We start from the raw sequence: 17,688 nt of genomic DNA on the forward strand, positions 1-17,688 counted from the left end.
GCGCTGAGCGCCCTTTTTTCTTAAATACTGTCAGTTTTCTGTCAGCATGTTTTCCAGACGACACAGAACCGCACGCTGTTCTTCATCGCTTAAAATTTCGCATTCCATCAATTTAGAACACTCAAGGCCAGCGACGGCCAGATAGACGATCAGGGCCGTGTCGGGATCGGTTGTATCCTTGATCATGCGGTCAAGAAACGTCCGGTGATACTGGCGAACGGGCACCATGAAACCCGGATCTTCGGCAAGTGCAGCAAGAACGCCGCATGCGGGCGGTTCATCATCGGCCTGAACGCGATAAACATCGAGAAAAGCCCGCGCAACGCGGTTTTTATCGCCGGACTGGAGCGTTTCCTGAACCTCCATCGCCCGTTCGTGTTCTTTCATATATTCTTCGACAACGCCTTCGAGCAGCTTTGCCTTGGTCGGAAAAGAATAAAGCAATCCGCCTTTCGACAGCCCGGCACGGGCTGCAACGGCGTCGAGTGAAATATGAGCTGGCCCCACTTCCCGGGCAAGTTCCACGGCCGCGCGTAAAATACGCTCGCGCGAAGAGACCTTCTTTTTAGCTAACAACTTCGACGGGTCTCCTGACAGTTCCTGAGTTGACAATACCGTCCAGACGGTACAGTTATTCGCTCCGCTAATTCAAGTAAAATACGCGCGACCTTTGTGTGATTGCGAAAGGGTGCGCTCAACGTCCCCCCTCGACGCTTTTTTAAGAGTGTTCAGGGCGCCACCCCGGAGTACAACCGCAATGATAAAGCGCCTAATTCTGGCAATCGTGTTCCTGGTGATCGTCGTCGGGGGGCTTGTCGGCTTCAATCTGTTCAGATCGAAGGCCATCAAGGACTTTTTCGCCACTATGCAGCAGCCAGCGCAGACGGTTTCGACCACCACGGTCGAACCGGGCACATGGCAGCCGGGTGTTGAGGCTATCGGCACGGCCCACGCGCTCAACGGCGTGGACCTGACGGTTCAGCTCGACGGCATCGTGCAGAAGATCAACTTCACCTCCAATCAGGAAGTGAAGGAAGGCGACGTGCTGCTCCAGCTGGAAGACAGCATCCAGAAGGCTGACCTTGTTGCCGCCGAAGCGCAGGCTGTTCTTGCCCAGCAGAACCTGAAGCGCGCCGATACGCTGCGCACACGCGGCGTGGGTGCTGTTTCCAACGTCGATACGACGGCATCGGTCGCCAATGCCGCGGAAGCGGCCGTTGAAAAAATGCGCGCGACGCTGGCTCAGAAGACCGTGAAAGCGCCGTTCTCCGGCGTTATCGGTATCGCCAAGGTCGATATTGGTCAGTATCTGACACCCGGCACGGTGATTGCCACCTTGCAGGACACCAACATGATGCGCATCGACTTCACGGTGCCGGAACAGTCGCTGACCTCAATCAAGCTCGGCCAGACCGTCAAGGTCGGTTCCACAGCTGAGAAGCTCGATTTCACCGGCACGATCGTGGGTATCGATCCGAAGATCGACCCGACCACGCGCCTTGTTTCTGTGCGCGCCGAGGTCAAGAACCCGGATCACAAGCTGACGCCGGGTCAGTTCGTGCAGGTTCGCGTTGAACTGCCCGAAGAAAGCAACGTGTTTGCCATTGCGCAGACGTCCATCGTTTCGAGCCTTTACGGCGACTATGTCTATGCCGTTCGCCCGGAAAAGAAGGCTGAAGACGGCAAGGCGAATGCGGAAGCAGCAAAGCCAGCCGAAGAAACCAAGACGCCTGCCGCCGACGCAAAGCCCGCAGACGGTGAAAAGCTGGTTGCACAGCAGGTCTTCGTCAAGCTTGGCCGTCGCTATAACGGCGTGGTGGAAATCACCAGCGGCCTCAAGGCAGGCGACATCGTCATCACCGCAGGACAGAACAGGCTTTCGCCCGGCGTTCCGGTGAACATCGACAATGCGGTTAACCCGGCCAATCCGGCTGACAAGAAATAGGCGAACCGATGAGTTTTTCAGACATTTTCATCCGGCGACCCGTTCTTGCAACGGTGGTCGCCCTCATGATCATTCTCCTCGGCCTTCAGGGTATCGCGCAGCTTTCCGTGCGCGAATATCCGAAGGTTGACGAAACGGTCATCACCATCACCACCAACTATGCCGGTGCGAGCGCTGAACTCATTCAGGGCTTCATCACCGCGCCTATCGCTGAATCGGTCGCGACGACCGAAAATATCGACTATGTGACGTCGTCCAGCCGCCCATCGTCGAGCACGGTGACGGTGCAGATGAAGCTCGGCGCAAATCCGGATGCTGCGCTGACGGAAGTGATCGCCAAGGTCAATCAGGTTCGCGGCGATCTGCCGGACGAATCCGATGACCCGATTATCGTCAAGGGGACGGGCCAGAGCTTCGCAACCATGTATCTGGCTGCGCAGAACCCGAACATGACGAGCGAGCAGATCACCGAATATCTGGAACGCGTCATCCAGCCGCGCATGTCCACCATTCAGGGTGTCGCCAAGGCTGAAATCCTTGGTGGTCAGGTCTATTCGATGCGTGTCTGGCTCGATCCGATCCAGTTGGCTGCGCGTCAGATAACGGCGCCAGAAGTACTGGCCGCAATCAATGCGTCCAACTTCCTTTCCGCACCGGGCACGACGAAGAACGAGTATGTTGCGTCTTCGATCACACTGAAATCGACGCTGCAAACACCGGAAGCCTTTGGCGCAATGCCGATCAAGACTTCGGGTGATGAAGTTGTGCGTCTGCGTGACGTGGCAAAGGTGGAACTGGCGGCCAAGAGCACCGACACCATCGTGTCGTTCAACGGCTCGGCAGGTACCTTCCTCGGCGTTTATCCGACGCCGGCAGCGAACCCGATCGACATGGCGGCTGCCGTCAATAAGGAACTGCCGTCGATCCAGAACTCGCTGCCGGAAGGCATGTCGCTGGTTCTCGTCTATGACGCGACCGAGCAGATCAGCTCGTCGATCAAGGAAGTCTTCACGACCATTGGCGAAGCTGTGGCCATCGTTATTCTGGTCATCATCGTCTTCCTCGGTTCGTTCCGTTCGGTTCTGATCCCGATTGTGACCATTCCGATCTCGCTGATCGGCGTGTGCTTCTTCCTGTTCGCGCTCGGTTTCTCGATCAATCTTCTCTCACTGCTCGCCATGGTTCTTGCCATCGGCCTCGTGGTCGATGACGCCATCGTCGTTCTGGAGAATATTCACCGCCATATCGAAGAGGGATTGCGTCCAATGGATGCCGCCTTCAAGGGCATGAAGGAAATCACCGGCTCGATCATCGCCATGACGATCACGCTGGCTGCCGTGTTTGCTCCGCTCGGTTTCACCGGTGGTCTGACCGGCGCGCTGTTCCGCGAATTCGCCTTCACGCTGGCGGGTGCCGTTATCATTTCCGGTGTGGCGGCTTTGACCATCTCGCCGATGATGTGCTCGCGCATGCTCAAGCATGGCGAAGCAACGCGGTTTCAGAAGTTCATCGACCGCACCTTCTCGCGCGTGGAAAAGTGGTATCACCGCCGCGTAACGAACTCGCTGAACTATCGCGGCATCACGCTGCTGATCGTCATAGCGCTGATGGGCCTGACGGGCTTCCTGTTCATGAATACGTCGAGCGAGCTGGCTCCTGAAGAAGATTCAGGCGCACTGTTCTCGATGTTCCAGGCTCCGCAATATGCGACTTCGGCCTATACGAACCTCTATGCCGAACAGATTGATGAGCTGACGAAGGATCTGCCTGAGCAGAAGACCCGTTTCCAGATCGTTGGCATGGATGGCGGCACCACATCGGGTATCGCACTCTGGGTGCTGAGCGACTGGAACGACCGTACCCGTTCGCAGAAGCAGATCCAGGAAGACCTGACAAATCGTCTGAACAAGGTGGCTGGTGTACAGGCCTTCGTCTTCGCTCCACCATCGCTTCCGGGCACAGGTGGCGGTCTGCCGATCTCGATTGCACTTCAGTCAACCGGTCCGGCGGACACGGTTTTCGCACTGGCCGAAGAGATCAAGAACGAAGCTCAGGCTTCGGGACAGTTCATCATCGTGCAGAACTCGCTGTCCTTCAACGCACCGGAAACGACGATCACCATCGACCGTGACCGTGCGGCAACGCTTGGCGTGCAGGTCAGCGATATCGGTGCAACGCTTGGTCTCCTGACCGGTGGCGCGTCGGTTGCCAAGTTTGACCGCGATTCAAACAGCTATGACATCATCACTCAGGTGCCGGATGCCTATCGCTCGAATCCCGAAAAGCTCGGTGAGTTCTATGTTCGCAGTGTTTCGGGTTCGATGATCCCGCTGTCGTCTGTCATCACGATCACGCAGAACGCATCGCCTGCCGCAATCGAGCAGTTCAACCAGCTCAATTCGGCAACGATCTCGGCGCTGCCTCTGCCGGGCGTCACCACCGGACAAGGCCTGCAAACGCTTGTCGATCTGACCAAGGCCAAGATGCCGGAAGGCTTCTTCCTGGATTATTCCGGCCAGTCGCGTCTGGAAGTGGAGCAGGGCAACACCATTCTGATCGCATTCGGCCTCGCCGTTGTCGTGATCTATCTGGTTCTGGCTGCGCAGTTCGAAAGCTTCCGCGATCCATTCATCATTATGATGTCGGTGCCGCTTTCGATCTTCGGCGCTATCGTGCCGCTCAATATCGGTCTCGGCACGCTGAACATCTACACGCAGGTTGGTCTCATCACCCTTGTCGGGTTGATTACCAAGCACGGCATTCTGATGGTGGAATTCGCCAATCAGCAGCGCCGTCTACACGGACTTTCGCGTCGTGATGCGATCATCGCTGCCGCCGAAACCCGTCTGCGTCCGATCCTGATGACCACTGCGGCCATGGCGCTCGGCGTTGTTCCGCTGATCATCGCGACTGGTGCCGGTGCCGCCGCCCGTTATTCGATGGGTCTGGTGATCTTCACCGGTATCGTGATCGGCACGATGTTCACGCTGTTCGTGGTGCCGATGTTTTACACCTTCATCGCAAAGAAGGACGTGGAAGGCGAATATGTGGTTAAGCCGGAAGAGGGGCATGATTCAGCTCCGGCACAACCGCACTAATAGTGTCTGATCACTCTTAGTTGCTTTGAATTAAGTATAGGGCGCCCTATTTCTAGGGTGCCCTATTTCTTTGCGGTCATTGCAACCGCAGTACTCAATCCCATATGAGCCAGTATGATACCTTTATCCGTACTCGATCTTTCGCCCGTTCCCGATAACAGCGATGCCGGTCAGTCTCTGCGCAATACGCTTGAGCTTGCACAGCATGCGGAGAAACTTGGCTTTCATCGCTATTGGCTGGCTGAACACCACAATATGCCCGGCATTGCCAGCGCGGCCACGTCGGTCGTGATCGGCTATGTCGCCAATGGCACGTCGACAATCCGCGTTGGCGCGGGCGGCATCATGCTGCCGAACCATTCGCCTCTGGTTATTGCTGAACAGTTTGGCACACTGGCCTCGCTCTTTCCGGGCCGTATCGATCTTGGCCTTGGCCGTGCGCCCGGAACCGACCAGATTACGGCTCATGCGCTGCGGCGCAATCTTGATGGCGATGCCAGCGCATTCCCGCAGGACGTGGTCGAACTGCTCAACTATTTCAAACCGGCAGAGCCTGCCCAACGTGTTCGCGCTGTTCCGGGCGAGGGGCTTGAGGTTCCGGTCTGGATTCTCGGCTCAAGCCTGTTCGGCGCGCAACTGGCTGCCATGCTGGGCCTGCCTTACGCCTTCGCATCGCATTTTGCGCCAGCGGAAATGGAACGCGCCATCGCGCTTTACCGCGAGCGGTTTGAGCCTTCGGAATATATGCAGAAGCCTTATGTCATGCTCGGCCTCAACGTTATTGCCGCTGATACAGATGAAGAGGCGCATTATCTCTTCACTTCGCAATTGCAGGCTTTTGTAAATTTGCGGAGCGGCCGTCCGGGCAAGCTTCCCGCACCGGTAGAAGGCTACATGGAACAGCTTGATCCGGCAGCGCAAGCGCTTGTCCGCCAGATGCTGTCATGCCGCGTCGTCGGCGGGCCAGAAACGGTGGCAAAGGGCATTCAGGCCTTTGCTGAAAGCACCGGCGCTGACGAGCTGATGATCACTGGCATGATTCATGATCACAAGAAGCGCTTGCGCTCCTACGAGATTGTCAGCAACTCGATTGCATGAGGATCGAATTCGCGATTGACTTCACCCAGAAGCCAATCGCGAAACGCATTCACCGCAGGCGTGTTTGTGCGCGCCTTCGGTGTGACGAAATAATAGCTGCTCGGGCTTTTGACCGTGTGCGGATAGGCCACCACGAGTTGCCCGCTATCGATTTCCGAGCGGGTCAGAAAAAGCGGCATGAGGGCGACACCCAGCCCCGCTATGCAAGCCTGCGACACGTTGGAAAATTGTTCAAACCGCATGCCACCCGGCGCTGGCACGGTTATGTCGAGGCTGCGAAACCAGTGATCCCAAGCGCCCGGTCGCGAAGCCATATTGAACAGTGGCAGCCGCAGAAGATCGGTGGGCGCTGACACCGGGTTCTCCCCCAGAAAAGCCGGGCTGCAAACTGGCGCAACCGTCTCATCCATCAGAAACACGCAATCCGCATTGGGCCAGTCCGGCTGACCGATATGAATGGCCGCGTCGAGACCTTCGCGGTCGAAATCGAATTGACCAATGCGGGTTGCGAAATTCAGAATAATATCCGGATATTGCGCCACAAAACGCGGAATGCGCGGGATGAGCCAGCGTGTGCCGAATGTCGGCAGAAAAGCGAGGTTCAATGTCTTGCCGCGCATCTGCGACATAACCTGAAGCGAAGCAGCACGAATGGCTGAAAGGGCAGGCGCGACGGCATTGAAATAAGCGCGCCCCGCATCCGACAGCACGACATGGCGGCTGGTGCGGTCGAAAAGCGCTGTTCCAAGCTGTTCTTCGAGCGTTGAAATCTGGCGGCTGACAGCCCCTTGCGTCAACGCCAGTTCTTCTGCAGCGGCTGAAAAGCTTGCCAGCCGCGCAACAGCGTCAAACGCTGCAAGCGCACTGGTCGAGGGAAGGAGCCGTCGTGAGAGTGTCGTCATGATCTATTACTAAATGGAATAGATCGATGAGTAAACATCGTTTGCAGCCTGACGCCCTGCGGTTCATAGTCCGGTCAATTCTGAACTGAGGAGAATTCATAATGTCGCGTACGGCCTTTAACTGGGAAGATCCATTTCTGCTCGACGAACAGCTGACTGAAGACGAGCGCATGATCCGCGACTCCGCAAAGGCGTTTGCGAGCGACGTTCTGCTGCCGCGTGTAGAAAAGGCCTATCTCGACGAAACCACCGATCCGGAACTGTTCCGCCTCATGGGCCAGTCCGGTCTGCTTGGCGTTACGCTGCCGGAAGAATATGGCGCGGCCAATGCCGGTTATGTCGCCTATGGCCTCGTGGCTCGCGAAGTCGAGCGCGTTGATTCCGGTTATCGTTCAATGATGAGCGTGCAGTCCTCGCTTGTCATGTACCCGATCTATGCCTATGGCTCCGACGAACAGCGCAAGAAGTACCTGCCGGGCCTCGTCTCGGGCGAACTGATCGGCTGCTTCGGCCTGACCGAGCCGGATGCCGGCTCCGACCCTGCAGGCATGAAGACCCGCGCCGAGAAGATTGACGGCGGCTATCGCCTGACCGGCTCCAAGATGTGGATCTCGAATTCGCCAATCGCCGACGTGTTCGTGGTGTGGGCCAAGTCCGCAGCCCATGACAATGCCATCCGCGGTTTCGTACTCGAAAAGGGTATGAAGGGTCTTTCCGCTCCGAAGATCGGCGGCAAGCTGTCGCTGCGCGCATCGATCACCGGCGAAATCGTCATGGACGGCGTGGAAGTGTCGGAAGATGCCCTGCTGCCAAACGTATCGGGCCTCAAGGGTCCGTTCGGCTGCCTCAACCGTGCCCGTTACGGCATTTCCTGGGGTGTGCTGGGCGCTGCCGAAGATTGCTGGTTCCGTGCGCGTCAATACGGCCTCGACCGCAAGCAGTTCGACAAGCCGCTGGCTGGCACGCAGCTTTACCAGAAGAAGCTTGCCGACATGCAGACCGAAATCACGCTCGGCCTTCAGGCATCGCTGCGCGTCGGTCGCCTGTTCGACGAAGGCAAGATGGCTCCGGAAATGATCTCCATCGTCAAGCGCAACAATTGCGGCAAAGCACTCGATATTGCCCGTCAGGCGCGCGACATGCATGGCGGCAACGGTATCCAGATCGAATACCATGTGATGCGCCACGCGCAGAACCTTGAAACGGTGAACACCTATGAAGGCACGCATGACGTTCACGCACTGATCCTCGGACGCGCGCAGACCGGCATTCAGGCTTTCTTCTGATCGTAACCGCCCGCAATGTCCTCCCAAGCCCGCTCGCTTTCTGCGGGCGGGCTTTTCCGCTTTTACAAGGTTCCCGAAATGCAGAACACACCGCTTGATGGTCTCAAAGTGGTCGAGCTGGCCCGCATTCTGGCCGGTCCGTGGGTCGGTCAGACGCTCTCCGATCTGGGCGCGGACGTTATCAAGGTCGAAAGCCCGGAAGGCGACGATACGCGCAAATGGGGCCCTCCGTTCATTGAAGTCGAAGGTGAGAAGTCGGCTGCCTATTTCCATGCCTGTAATCGCGGCAAGCGCTCGATAACGGCGGATTTCCGAACGGAAGAGGGGCAGGAGCTGGTGCGTCGCCTCGTAGCCGATGCAGATGTTGTCATCGAGAATTTCAAGCTCGGCGGCCTCGATAAATACGGCCTCGACTATGAGAGCCTCAAGGAGGTCAATCCGCGCCTGATCTACTGCTCCATTACCGGGTTCGGACATGACGGTCCCTATGCCGAGCGGGCAGGCTATGACTTCATGATCCAGGGCATGGGCGGCATCATGGATCTGACTGGCGAGCCGGATCGCGAACCGCAGAAGATCGGTGTGGCCTTTGCAGACATTTTCACCGGCCTTTATAGCGTGATTGCCATCCAGTCGGCGCTTATCATGCGCCAGCGCACGGGCAAGGGGCAGCACATCGATATGGCGCTGTTTGACTGCATGTCGGCAGTCCTCGCCAATCAGGCCATGAACTATCTGGCGTCCGGCGTATCCCCGAAGCGCATGGGCAATGCGCATCCCAATATCGCGCCATACCAGACGCTGCCCGTCTCCGACGGTTATTTCATCATAGCTTGCGGCAATGACGGCCAGTTCGGCCGTCTGGTCGGCCTGCTGAACCTTGCAGAGCTTGCGAGCGATGAACGCTTTGCGACCAATGCTGCCCGCGTCGCGAACAGGACGGCGCTGACAGAGCTTCTGGAAGAGCGCACCCGTCAGTGGACGCGTGACGACCTTCTGGCGAGACTGGAAAAGATTGGTGTTCCCGCAGGGCCGATCAATTCGGTGGCCGACGTCTTCGCTGATCCACAATTCATCGCACGCGGGATGAAGATCGACCCGCAAGGCGTGCCGGGATTGCGCACGCCGATACGCTTCTCCGATGCAGAACTTAAAATCGACCACCGCTCACCCAATCTGGGAGAGCATAGCGAAATGGTTCGATCGGAACTGGACAAGGCATGAATCAAAAACCCCGCTCAGGCGGGGTTTTTCTTTGCTGATATGCCGGTAGTTCAGTCCTCCACGGCAACCATGACGTCGGACGCCTTGACGACGGCATAGGCCGTGCCACCCACAGCAAGACGCAACTCGTCAACAGCCTCATTGGTGATGGAAGAGGTGACGATCACGCCGTTGCCGATATCGATACGCACATGCGCCGTCGTAGCGCCTTTGGTAACGTCTACGATCTTGCCCTTGAGCCTGTTCCGCGCACTGATCTTCATGCAATCCTCCATGATTTTGTTTAGGTCTGGAAACTAGCACAGACATCTATGTCAGAGAGGGGGAATATCGAGGGCCAAGGCTGAAACTGTTTATAGCAAGGCTCGGAAAAACAAAAACGCCCCAGAGGGCGTTTGCTTAAAATCTAACGATTTCAACTCTCTAAAGAGAGAATGGTGCGGTCGAGAAGACTCGAACTTCCACGGGTTGCCCCACAGCGACCTCAACGCTGCGCGTCTACCAATTCCGCCACGACCGCCCGTGGTAGAAGCCGAATTGCTCCGGCGAGTGGGCATTTAGCAAATCACCTTGGGGTGCACAAGCCCCATCTGCATCATCAGCCAATCTTTTTCGAAAAGAATGTGAAAAACCGTAGCGCGTTCATTCCTTCAAACACTGGGAACCCTTATTTTTTGGGCTTTTTCAAAGACTTCCTGCAAATGATAATTTTTCAAAAAATCTTCACAGAGCTTGTCTTCCAGACGCCCCTAGCGCTCGTGGCGATCAAAAAACCTCTGGAATCGCGAATCCCGATTCCGGAGGATTCGCAAAAATGCAGAGAAATCAGCCCGCTATGCCCTGAAGACGCCGAATATCCTCCAGACGCTTGATCGTTTCGACATAACCAGCATCAATCGCTTCAGCAGCGCGGTGAAAATCGGCAAGTCCGATCTGGCCGACGACCGGCATCAAGGATAGATCCGGCGGATCACCTGCCATGCGGGCCCGCGAAATACGGTCCTGAATGATGTTGAAGGCATCCATCATCACACCGGTGATTCCGAGCCGCGCTTCCTTCTCACCATGGACCGCGCCCGGCAGACCTTCCTGGCGCATCTGGGCATGCTTGATGACCGCTGCGCGGCCATACTGGTCGTAATGGAGATTGACTGCCAGAACGAGACGCTGCTCATAAGCGCGGCACACAGAGACCGGCACCGGATTGACGAGCGCACCGTCAACCAGCACGCGCTCATCCCACCGGACAGGCTCGAATACACCGGGCAGGGCATAGGAAGCGCGCATAGCGTCCACTAGTGGCCCGGACGACAGCCATATCTCATGGCCGGTGCGTAATTCCGTACAGACCGCTACAAAGGGCCGTGTGAGCTCTTCTATGCGCAGGCCATCGAGATGTTCGCGTAAGCGCCCATCAAGCTTCATGCCGCCAAACAGGCCGCTGCCACGAAATGTAATGTCGAGGAGATTGAACATGCGGCGGCGGGTCAAACTACGGGCGAATTCTTCCAGCTCATCGAGCTTGCCCGCCAGATAACAACCACCGACGAGCGCGCCAATGGATGTACCGGCGATCATTTCGATCTTGATGCCAGCCTCGTCAAGCGCGCGCAACACACCGATATGCGACCAGCCGCGCGCAGCACCACCGCCTAGCGCCAGCGCGATCTTACGCGGCTCGCGCTTGATTTCGGGCTTTTCAATGACTTCCTGAGCAGGCGCTTCGACGTCTATGCTGACAGTCCTGCGCCGTACCCCCCAGTTAAGCATCACCTTGGACACCTCATCGATTCGATCAGATTAGCGAAACATGGTATCCAAAGAATAAATGCTGCAAATTGATGACGCGAGGCCTATTCGCATCATCACATCGTTTTGAAAGCGATCAATGATCGTGATCGCAACCGCCGCCATTTTCTATTTTCAGTGTGGTTTCACCGTTTTCAGTGACCACTTGCCGGTAGAAGCATGAGCGGCGTCCGGTATGGCAGGTGGGGCCATCGCCAGCGACCCGAACCTTGAGCCACAAGGCGTCCTGATCGCAATCGGTGCGCAGTTCGATCACGCTTTGCAAATTGCCGGAGGTTTCCCCCTTTTTCCAAAGCGTGTTGCGCGAACGCGACCAGTAATGCGCGATCCCTGTGTCCAGCGTCAGGCGAAGCGCTTCCGCATTCATATGGGCTACCATCAGAAGCACACCGTCACGTTCGTCGGTGACAACCGCCGTGATGAGGCCGGAAGCATCGAAGCGCGGCATGAACACCGCACCTTCTTCAATCGTCTTTTTATCGGAAGGCTGGGCAGGGAAGGTCGTCATTGTCTCACCTGAAATGGATAAGAGGCACGTGGCTTATGCAACGTGCCTCAAAATATCTGAAAAACATATCATGCATAGCCGAAAAGCCGAGCCTTTCGGGATCGTGCATTATTTGCTGCGCGACAGGGTCATGAAACGCACTTGTTCATCGACCTTGACCTTCATTTCACCGGTAAAGGTGGTGGTGATGGTGGTCGAACCCTGCTTGCGAATACCGCGCATGGCCATGCACATATGCTCGGCCTCGATCATTACGGCAACGCCACGCGGCTTCAGAATGGTCTGAATGCTGTCGGCGATCTGTGCAGTGATGCTTTCCTGTGTTTGCAGGCGATGTGCGAAAATATCGACCACACGGGCGATTTTCGACAGGCCAACAACCTTGTGGTCAGGAAGATAGGCGACATGCGCCTTGCCGATGATCGGAACCATATGGTGTTCGCAATGCGAGAAGAAGGAAATGTCCTTCACCAGCACCATATCATTATAACCGGCAACTTCCTCGAACACGGTGCCAAGCACTTCTTCAGGGCTCTCCACGTAACCAGAGAAAAGCTCCTTATAGGCCTTGGCGACACGCTTTGGCGTTTCCAGAAGGCCTTCGCGCTCCGGATCATCGCCAGCCCACAGGAGAAGCGTGCGAACTGCAGCTTCCGCGTCGGCCTGCGTCGGCTTACCGTGCAACGGGGTAACATTTGCCTGCTTCTTTGAAGGCAGGCCGGATTCGTCATCTTCTTTGAGGATGCGCGCGTCCATCAGTATTCTCCAGTAGTCTCCTTCAAGGAGGAGACGAGTTAAACGGACAATACAACGATACGCTTTGCGAGCGGGCGATGTATTGATCCGGTGGCTTAAGCGCACCGGACAGGTTTCATGCCTTCACTATGGTGCCCTGCTAAAACATGACATCTAAAAACACAAAGGTTTTTCGTATGATATCATGCCTTAAAACAGACCGTCAGAACGTTCAACAATATTTAAAAGTCCAACGCTCCAACGCCATCCAAACTGCAGGCGTTACTTGCCTAATATATAGGGAGTAAATTGCAACTTCAAACTGATATCAAAAAACATTTTTTTGTTTTTTCTCTGACTGGTATCAAGATTTTGAAATTCGTATCATTTTGGCGCAATGAAAGCGGCAGAGGCAGGATTCGAAAACAGCTGAATCTTGCTGAATCTGACACTCTGAACGGATTTGAAGTTCCTGACTGCTGGCACCATGTAAAGACATGAAGCTGCATGGCCAGCATATCAGGCGGAAGGCTTACGCAAATGATCGACGATATTTACAACAAACGCATCCTGGAATTTGCGGGCAATATGGAGCGCATCGGTCGGCTGGCCGAAGCGGATGCTGTCGCCACAATGCATTCCAAGCTGTGCGGCTCGACGGTCACGGTCTATCTCAAGATGACAGATGGCGTGGTGACTGATTTTGCGCATGAGGTGAAAGCCTGCGCGCTGGGGCAGGCGTCGTCGTCGGTCATGGCGCGCAATGTCATTGGCGCAACTGCCGACGAACTGAAAGCCGTTCGTGATAAGATGTATGCCATGCTCAAGGAAAATGGACCGTCACCGGAAGGACGGTTCGAAGACCTGAAATATTTCGAGCCCGTGCGCGAATACAGAGCCCGCCACGCGTCAACGCTTTTGACCTTCGACGCCGTTGTCGATTGCATTCGCCAGATCGAAGACAAAGCCAAGGCCGCCTGACCCAATGTGCTCCTGTGGCAAAGACCACGCGACTGATACGCCGCCTCAAGCAAAGCGATACAGCCGTAATTTCACCGATAGCTGGCGCAAAACGCCGGGCAGGGTGTTTGGTACAGCATGTGTCCGATTCTATCAGCTGACACTGTCATCGCTGATCGGAAACTCCTGCCGCCATATGCCGACCTGTTCGGAATATGCCTATGAAGCGATTGCGCGTCACGGCCTGTGGAGCGGTGGCTGGATGGGGCTTTTCCGCGTTATGCGCTGCGGCCCGTTCGGCACGCGTGGTATAGACCCAGTGCCGCGCGAATTGTCGGGCGAGCTAAAATGGTATCTGCCCTGGCGCTATTGGCGCTGCTCCACCCCTCACCACTAGAGCAGTTCCGCTTCAAAACAGAAACGTGGAACTGCTCTATCTATTTGTTTTTGCACATTATCCTGCGCAAAACGGCTACGCACTTTTGCTGAAAATGCTCTAAATACCTGTATTTTTTGCACGATGCTTAGAATTCATTAACGATATCAATGTTTCTTAGGGAATAAGAATTGAGGCATCGTTATGGTCTTTTTCAGGCCGCAATTTGCCTGCAAATGCAGCTAGCATTTTTAAATCCGCGAGCCATCATGCTGACATCGTCGTCCCGTATCGCACGTTTCGTTGCTTCCGTAGCGTTTGGAGCCACTATTCTTTGTGGTTCCGCAGCAATGGCGAAGCCCTCGTGGGTCGTGTTCGACGCTGACAGCAACCGTATACTCGGGCAGGACGACGCCAACTTCCAGCGTGCACCGGCATCGCTCGCCAAGATGATGACGCTTTACATCACCTTTGAAGCATTGAAGACCGGTCGCCTGCACTGGGATGACCAGATGCCCATCTCGAAGAACGCTGCCGCCAAGGTGCGCATGAAGCTCTGGCTCAAGCCGGAGCAGACCATTTCGGTGCGTGATGCGGTCAATGCGATGATCATCATTTCGGCCAATGATGCCGCGACGGTAATGGGCGAATATATCGGCGGATCTGAAGCCGGTTTCGGCCGTCTGATGACGCAGCGCGCGCGCCAGATTGGTATGAAGAGCACCTTCTTCGTCAATCCTTCGGGACTGACTGCCAATATGACCCAGCTTACCACAGCGCGCGATATGGCTGTGCTTGGTATGGCGTTGCGCCGCGACTTCCCGGAACAATACGCGCTGTTTTCCCAGCGCTCGTTCACTTATCGCGGTCGGGACTATAACGGTCACAACAATCTGATGTACCGCTATGGCGGCGTCGATGGCATCAAGACCGGCTATACAAACGTGTCCGGTTACAATCTGGTTTCGTCCGCCATTATCGGCGGCAAGCATCTTGTCGGTGTGGTTCTGGGCGCTGGTTCGGCAGGTGAGCGCGACGGCCAGATGGCCAAGCTTCTGACCCGTTATGGCAATGCCAGCGGCGAGGGGACGGCTGTGGCAATGGCAAAGCCGGTCGCTTTTGCACCATCGCCGAAAGAAACCCCGAAGAAAGATTCGGTTGCCGACCTGATCGACGATTCCCAGATCGAGCAGGGCGATGGCGGCTATCTCGTCGCGTCTGCCGGCGCTGCCTGGCGTATCCAGCTTGCTGCAACACCGACGCGTGCTGGAGCTACCGAACTTCAGGAAAAGCTGCGCCCCGCAGTGGATCAGGTCGCCCATGGTTTGAAGGGCGAGATTTCGCCGGACGGCAAGCGCCGCAAGGTCTATCGCGTCTGGTTCGGCGGGTTCAAGGATTCCGCTTCCGCTGAGAAGGCCTGCGCCAAGCTCAAGAAGCAGCGTATCGACTGCTTGCCCATCAAGGGCTGACATCCCATTTACCGTTTGTTTTTACATCCCGACAAATAGCCCTGTCGGGATGTCGTGCTTTACTGGCCGGACAAAAAATACTAGAAGCCTCACAATACTGACAACGCATGATCATGAACCACCCGCAATCGTTGGCGGGACTGGATAAGGACGAATAGAATGTCGAATACCGTTTCCATGCAATTCCCCGATGGTTCCGTACGGGACTATGATGCGTCGATCACCGGCGCTGCACTCGCGGAATCAATCTCCAAATCTCTCGCAAAAAAGGCAGTGGCCTATGCCGTCGACGGCACCGTGCGCGATCTTTCCGATCCGCTTGGCGCTTCCGGCAAGATCGAGATTCTGACCCGCGAAGACCCGCGCGCGCTTGAACTGATCCGTCACGATACGGCACACGTTCTGGCAGAGGCCGTTCAGGAGCTTTTCCCGGGTACGCAGGTTACCATTGGTCCCGTCATCGAAAACGGCTTCTATTACGACTTTGCTCGTAATGAACCGTTCACTCCGGACGATCTGCCGGTGATCGAAAAGAAGATGCGCGAGATCATTCAGCGCAACAAGGCGTTCACCAAGGAAATCTGGTCGCGCGACAAGGCCAAGCAGGTTTTTGCCGACAAGGGCGAAGCCTACAAAGTCGAACTCGTCGATGCCATTCCAGAAGGTCAGGACCTCAAGATTTATTACCAGGGCGACTGGTTCGATCTTTGCCGCGGTCCGCACATGGCTTCCACCGGCCAGATCGGCAATTCCTTCAAGCTGATGAAGGTTGCCGGTGCTTACTGGCGCGGTGATTCCAACAATCCGATGCTGACCCGCATCTACGGCACCGCTTTTGCAAACGACAACGACCTTCAGGCCTATCTGCATATGCTTGAAGAGGCCGAAAAGCGCGATCATCGTCGTCTTGGCCGCGAAATGGACCTCTTCCATTTCCAGGAAGAAGGACCGGGCGTCGTGTTCTGGCACGCCAAGGGCTGGAAAATGTTCCAGAATCTGGTGAGCTACATGCGCCGTCGCCTCGACAGCCATGGCTATCAGGAAGTCAACGCGCCGCAGGTGCTCGACAAGTCGCTCTGGGAGACCTCCGGTCACTGGGGCTGGTATCGCGACAACATGTTCAAGGTAACGGTTGCCGGTGACGATACCGACGACGACCGCGTCTTTGCGCTGAAGCCGATGAACTGCCCGGGCCACGTGCAGATTTTCAAGCACGGCCTCAAGTCGTACCGCGATCTGCCGATCAAGCTTGCCGAATTCGGCAATGTGCATCGCTATGAACCGTCGGGTGCTCTGCATGGCCTTATGCGCGTGCGCGGCTTTACGCAGGACGATGCGCATATCTTCTGCACCGAAGAGCAGATGGCTGCAGAATGCCTGCGCATCAACGATCTCATTTTGTCGGTCTATAAAGATTTCGGCTTTGAAGGGATCACGATCAAGCTCTCGACCCGCCCTGAAAAGCGCGTCGGTTCGGACGAGCTTTGGGATCGCGCTGAAAGCGTGATGATGACTGTTCTCGAACAGATTGAACAGCAGTCGGACGACATCAAGACCGGCATCCTGCCGGGCGAGGGTGCGTTCTACGGACCAAAGTTCGAATATACGCTAAAGGACGCCATTGGCCGTGAATGGCAGTGCGGCACCACGCAGGTCGATTTCAACTTGCCGGAACGTTTTGGCGCGTTCTACATCGACAATGAATCGGAAAAGCGCCAGCCGGTCATGATCCATCGCGCAATCTGCGGCTCGATGGAACGTTTCCTCGGCATTCTGATCGAAAACTTTGCCGGTCACATGCCGCTCTGGTTCGCGCCGGTTCAGGTCGTGGTGACGACGATCACGTCAGACGCCGACGATTATGCCATCGAAACGGCTGCCAAGCTGAAGGCTGCCGGTCTGCAGGTTGTCACCGATCTGCGCAACGAGAAGATTAACTACAAGGTTCGCGAACATTCGCTCCAGAAGGTTCCGGTCATTCTCGTCTGCGGCAAGCGTGAAGCGGAAGAACAGACGGTCAATATGCGCCGCTTCGGCTCTCGCGATCAGGAAGCGATGACGCGTGATGAGGCGATTGCCCGTCTTGTTGAAGAGGCAACCCCTCCGGATCTGATTCGCCTCAAGAATGGTGGCAGATAACAAGAGCTTAGCACCAAACAAAAAGACCGCGCCGAGGCGCGGTCTTTTTGTTTATGGGGAATAAGGGCACGAATCCGGTTCAATCTCGCATAAAGTCGGCGGCGGAAACGGACCTCTTTCAGAAGCAGAAGATGCAGAG

At 56.1% G+C, this 17,688-nt stretch carries 15 protein-coding genes and 1 tRNA gene; 9 read left to right on the forward strand and 7 right to left on the reverse strand.

Annotated elements, in window-relative coordinates; translation table 11 throughout:
* Window positions 1-30: 30 nt before the first annotated feature.
* Complete coding sequence (locus FHW00_RS08015; protein WP_078338619.1) at window positions 31-576, reverse strand: TetR/AcrR family transcriptional regulator; 546 nt, start codon at window positions 574-576, stop codon at window positions 31-33.
* 181 nt (window positions 577-757) lie between these two features.
* Between FHW00_RS08015 and FHW00_RS08020 the strand changes: the two genes are divergently transcribed.
* From FHW00_RS08020 to FHW00_RS08030, 3 genes are all read left to right on the forward strand, one after another.
* Window positions 758-1,945, forward strand: coding sequence for an efflux RND transporter periplasmic adaptor subunit (locus FHW00_RS08020; protein WP_078338620.1), 1,188 nt, complete (start codon window positions 758-760; stop codon window positions 1,943-1,945).
* 8 nt (window positions 1,946-1,953) lie between these two features.
* On the forward strand, window positions 1,954-5,043 hold the full coding sequence (locus tag FHW00_RS08025) for an efflux RND transporter permease subunit (RefSeq protein WP_078338621.1): 3,090 nt from the start codon (window positions 1,954-1,956) through the stop codon (window positions 5,041-5,043).
* A 114-nt stretch (window positions 5,044-5,157) separates the two neighbouring features.
* Window positions 5,158-6,141: an LLM class flavin-dependent oxidoreductase gene (locus tag FHW00_RS08030; protein WP_078338622.1), complete on the forward strand. Its 984-nt coding sequence runs from the start codon at window positions 5,158-5,160 to the stop codon at window positions 6,139-6,141.
* On the opposite strand, the gene FHW00_RS08035 is transcribed toward FHW00_RS08030, so the two are convergent.
* Window positions 6,111-7,043, reverse strand: a complete 933-nt coding sequence (locus FHW00_RS08035; RefSeq protein WP_078338623.1) for a LysR family transcriptional regulator — start codon at window positions 7,041-7,043, stop codon at window positions 6,111-6,113. The two genes, FHW00_RS08030 and FHW00_RS08035, sit on opposite strands and share 31 nt — an antisense overlap.
* Window positions 7,044-7,144: 101 nt before the next feature.
* On the opposite strand from FHW00_RS08035, the gene FHW00_RS08040 reads away from it, so the two are divergent.
* Together FHW00_RS08040 and FHW00_RS08045 are read left to right on the forward strand one after the other, a co-directional pair.
* Window positions 7,145-8,329 carry an acyl-CoA dehydrogenase gene (locus FHW00_RS08040; protein WP_078338624.1) on the forward strand — a complete coding sequence of 395 codons (1,185 nt, stop codon included), beginning with the start codon at window positions 7,145-7,147 and terminating at the stop codon, window positions 8,327-8,329.
* Between the two features lie 78 nt (window positions 8,330-8,407).
* Window positions 8,408-9,553, forward strand: a complete 1,146-nt coding sequence (locus tag FHW00_RS08045) for a CaiB/BaiF CoA transferase family protein (RefSeq protein WP_078338661.1) — start codon at window positions 8,408-8,410, stop codon at window positions 9,551-9,553.
* Between the two features lie 50 nt (window positions 9,554-9,603).
* Here the strand turns inward: FHW00_RS08045 and FHW00_RS08050 are convergent, their stop codons facing one another.
* The 5 genes from FHW00_RS08050 to folE all read right to left on the reverse strand — a co-directional run bounded on the left by FHW00_RS08050 (window position 9,604) and on the right by folE (window position 12,626).
* A complete protein-coding gene (locus FHW00_RS08050) occupies window positions 9,604-9,816 on the reverse strand; it encodes a TOBE domain-containing protein (protein ID WP_078338625.1) in 213 nt (70 codons plus the stop codon).
* A 172-nt stretch (window positions 9,817-9,988) separates the two neighbouring features.
* Window positions 9,989-10,073, reverse strand: a tRNA-Leu gene (locus FHW00_RS08055).
* A 305-nt stretch (window positions 10,074-10,378) separates the two neighbouring features.
* The gene (locus tag FHW00_RS08060; protein ID WP_078338662.1) at window positions 10,379-11,326 is read right to left on the reverse strand and encodes a patatin-like phospholipase family protein; all 948 of its coding nucleotides are present in this window, start codon (window positions 11,324-11,326) and stop codon (window positions 10,379-10,381) included.
* A 112-nt stretch (window positions 11,327-11,438) separates the two neighbouring features.
* A complete protein-coding gene (hisI, locus tag FHW00_RS08065; RefSeq protein ID WP_078338626.1) occupies window positions 11,439-11,870 on the reverse strand; it encodes a phosphoribosyl-AMP cyclohydrolase in 432 nt (143 codons plus the stop codon).
* Window positions 11,871-11,978: 108 nt separating this feature from the next.
* Window positions 11,979-12,626, reverse strand: coding sequence for a GTP cyclohydrolase I FolE (folE, locus tag FHW00_RS08070; RefSeq protein WP_078338627.1), 648 nt, complete (start codon window positions 12,624-12,626; stop codon window positions 11,979-11,981).
* A 519-nt stretch (window positions 12,627-13,145) separates the two neighbouring features.
* Between folE and FHW00_RS08075 the strand changes: the two genes are divergently transcribed.
* From FHW00_RS08075 to thrS, 4 genes are all read left to right on the forward strand, one after another.
* A complete protein-coding gene (locus FHW00_RS08075) occupies window positions 13,146-13,586 on the forward strand; it encodes an iron-sulfur cluster assembly scaffold protein (RefSeq protein ID WP_078338628.1) in 441 nt (146 codons plus the stop codon).
* Between the two features lie 4 nt (window positions 13,587-13,590).
* Window positions 13,591-13,962: a membrane protein insertion efficiency factor YidD gene (yidD, locus tag FHW00_RS08080; RefSeq protein WP_078338629.1), complete on the forward strand. Its 372-nt coding sequence runs from the start codon at window positions 13,591-13,593 to the stop codon at window positions 13,960-13,962.
* Window positions 13,963-14,210: 248 nt separating this feature from the next.
* Window positions 14,211-15,410: a D-alanyl-D-alanine carboxypeptidase gene (locus FHW00_RS08085; protein WP_078338630.1), complete on the forward strand. Its 1,200-nt coding sequence runs from the start codon at window positions 14,211-14,213 to the stop codon at window positions 15,408-15,410.
* A 159-nt stretch (window positions 15,411-15,569) separates the two neighbouring features.
* Window positions 15,570-17,549: a threonine--tRNA ligase gene (thrS, locus tag FHW00_RS08090; RefSeq protein WP_078338631.1), complete on the forward strand. Its 1,980-nt coding sequence runs from the start codon at window positions 15,570-15,572 to the stop codon at window positions 17,547-17,549.
* The last annotated feature ends 139 nt before the right edge of the window (window positions 17,550-17,688 follow it).

Origin of the sequence: Ochrobactrum sp. P6BSIII (assembly GCF_014138065.1) — a bacterium.
Taxonomy (GTDB): Bacteria; Pseudomonadota; Alphaproteobacteria; order Rhizobiales; family Rhizobiaceae; genus Brucella.

Excerpts from the sequence above, each read along its gene's own strand:
- FHW00_RS08025 (WP_078338621.1), top strand. The coding sequence starts at position 1,954 with ATGAGTTTTTCAGACATTTTCATCCGGCGACCCGTTCTTGCAACGGTG.
- thrS (WP_078338631.1), top strand. The coding sequence starts at position 15,570 with ATGTCGAATACCGTTTCCATGCAATTCCCCGATGGTTCCGTACGGGAC.
- hisI (WP_078338626.1), bottom strand. The coding sequence starts at position 11,870 with ATGACGACCTTCCCTGCCCAGCCTTCCGATAAAAAGACGATTGAAGAA.
- FHW00_RS08020 (WP_078338620.1), top strand. The coding sequence starts at position 758 with ATGATAAAGCGCCTAATTCTGGCAATCGTGTTCCTGGTGATCGTCGTC.
- FHW00_RS08030 (WP_078338622.1), top strand. The coding sequence starts at position 5,158 with ATGATACCTTTATCCGTACTCGATCTTTCGCCCGTTCCCGATAACAGC.
- FHW00_RS08050 (WP_078338625.1), bottom strand. The coding sequence starts at position 9,816 with ATGAAGATCAGTGCGCGGAACAGGCTCAAGGGCAAGATCGTAGACGTT.
- FHW00_RS08085 (WP_078338630.1), top strand. The coding sequence starts at position 14,211 with ATGCTGACATCGTCGTCCCGTATCGCACGTTTCGTTGCTTCCGTAGCG.
- FHW00_RS08040 (WP_078338624.1), top strand. The coding sequence starts at position 7,145 with ATGTCGCGTACGGCCTTTAACTGGGAAGATCCATTTCTGCTCGACGAA.
- FHW00_RS08045 (WP_078338661.1), top strand. The coding sequence starts at position 8,408 with ATGCAGAACACACCGCTTGATGGTCTCAAAGTGGTCGAGCTGGCCCGC.
- FHW00_RS08035 (WP_078338623.1), bottom strand. The coding sequence starts at position 7,043 with ATGACGACACTCTCACGACGGCTCCTTCCCTCGACCAGTGCGCTTGCA.
- yidD (WP_078338629.1), top strand. The coding sequence starts at position 13,591 with ATGTGCTCCTGTGGCAAAGACCACGCGACTGATACGCCGCCTCAAGCA.
- FHW00_RS08075 (WP_078338628.1), top strand. The coding sequence starts at position 13,146 with ATGATCGACGATATTTACAACAAACGCATCCTGGAATTTGCGGGCAAT.
- folE (WP_078338627.1), bottom strand. The coding sequence starts at position 12,626 with ATGGACGCGCGCATCCTCAAAGAAGATGACGAATCCGGCCTGCCTTCA.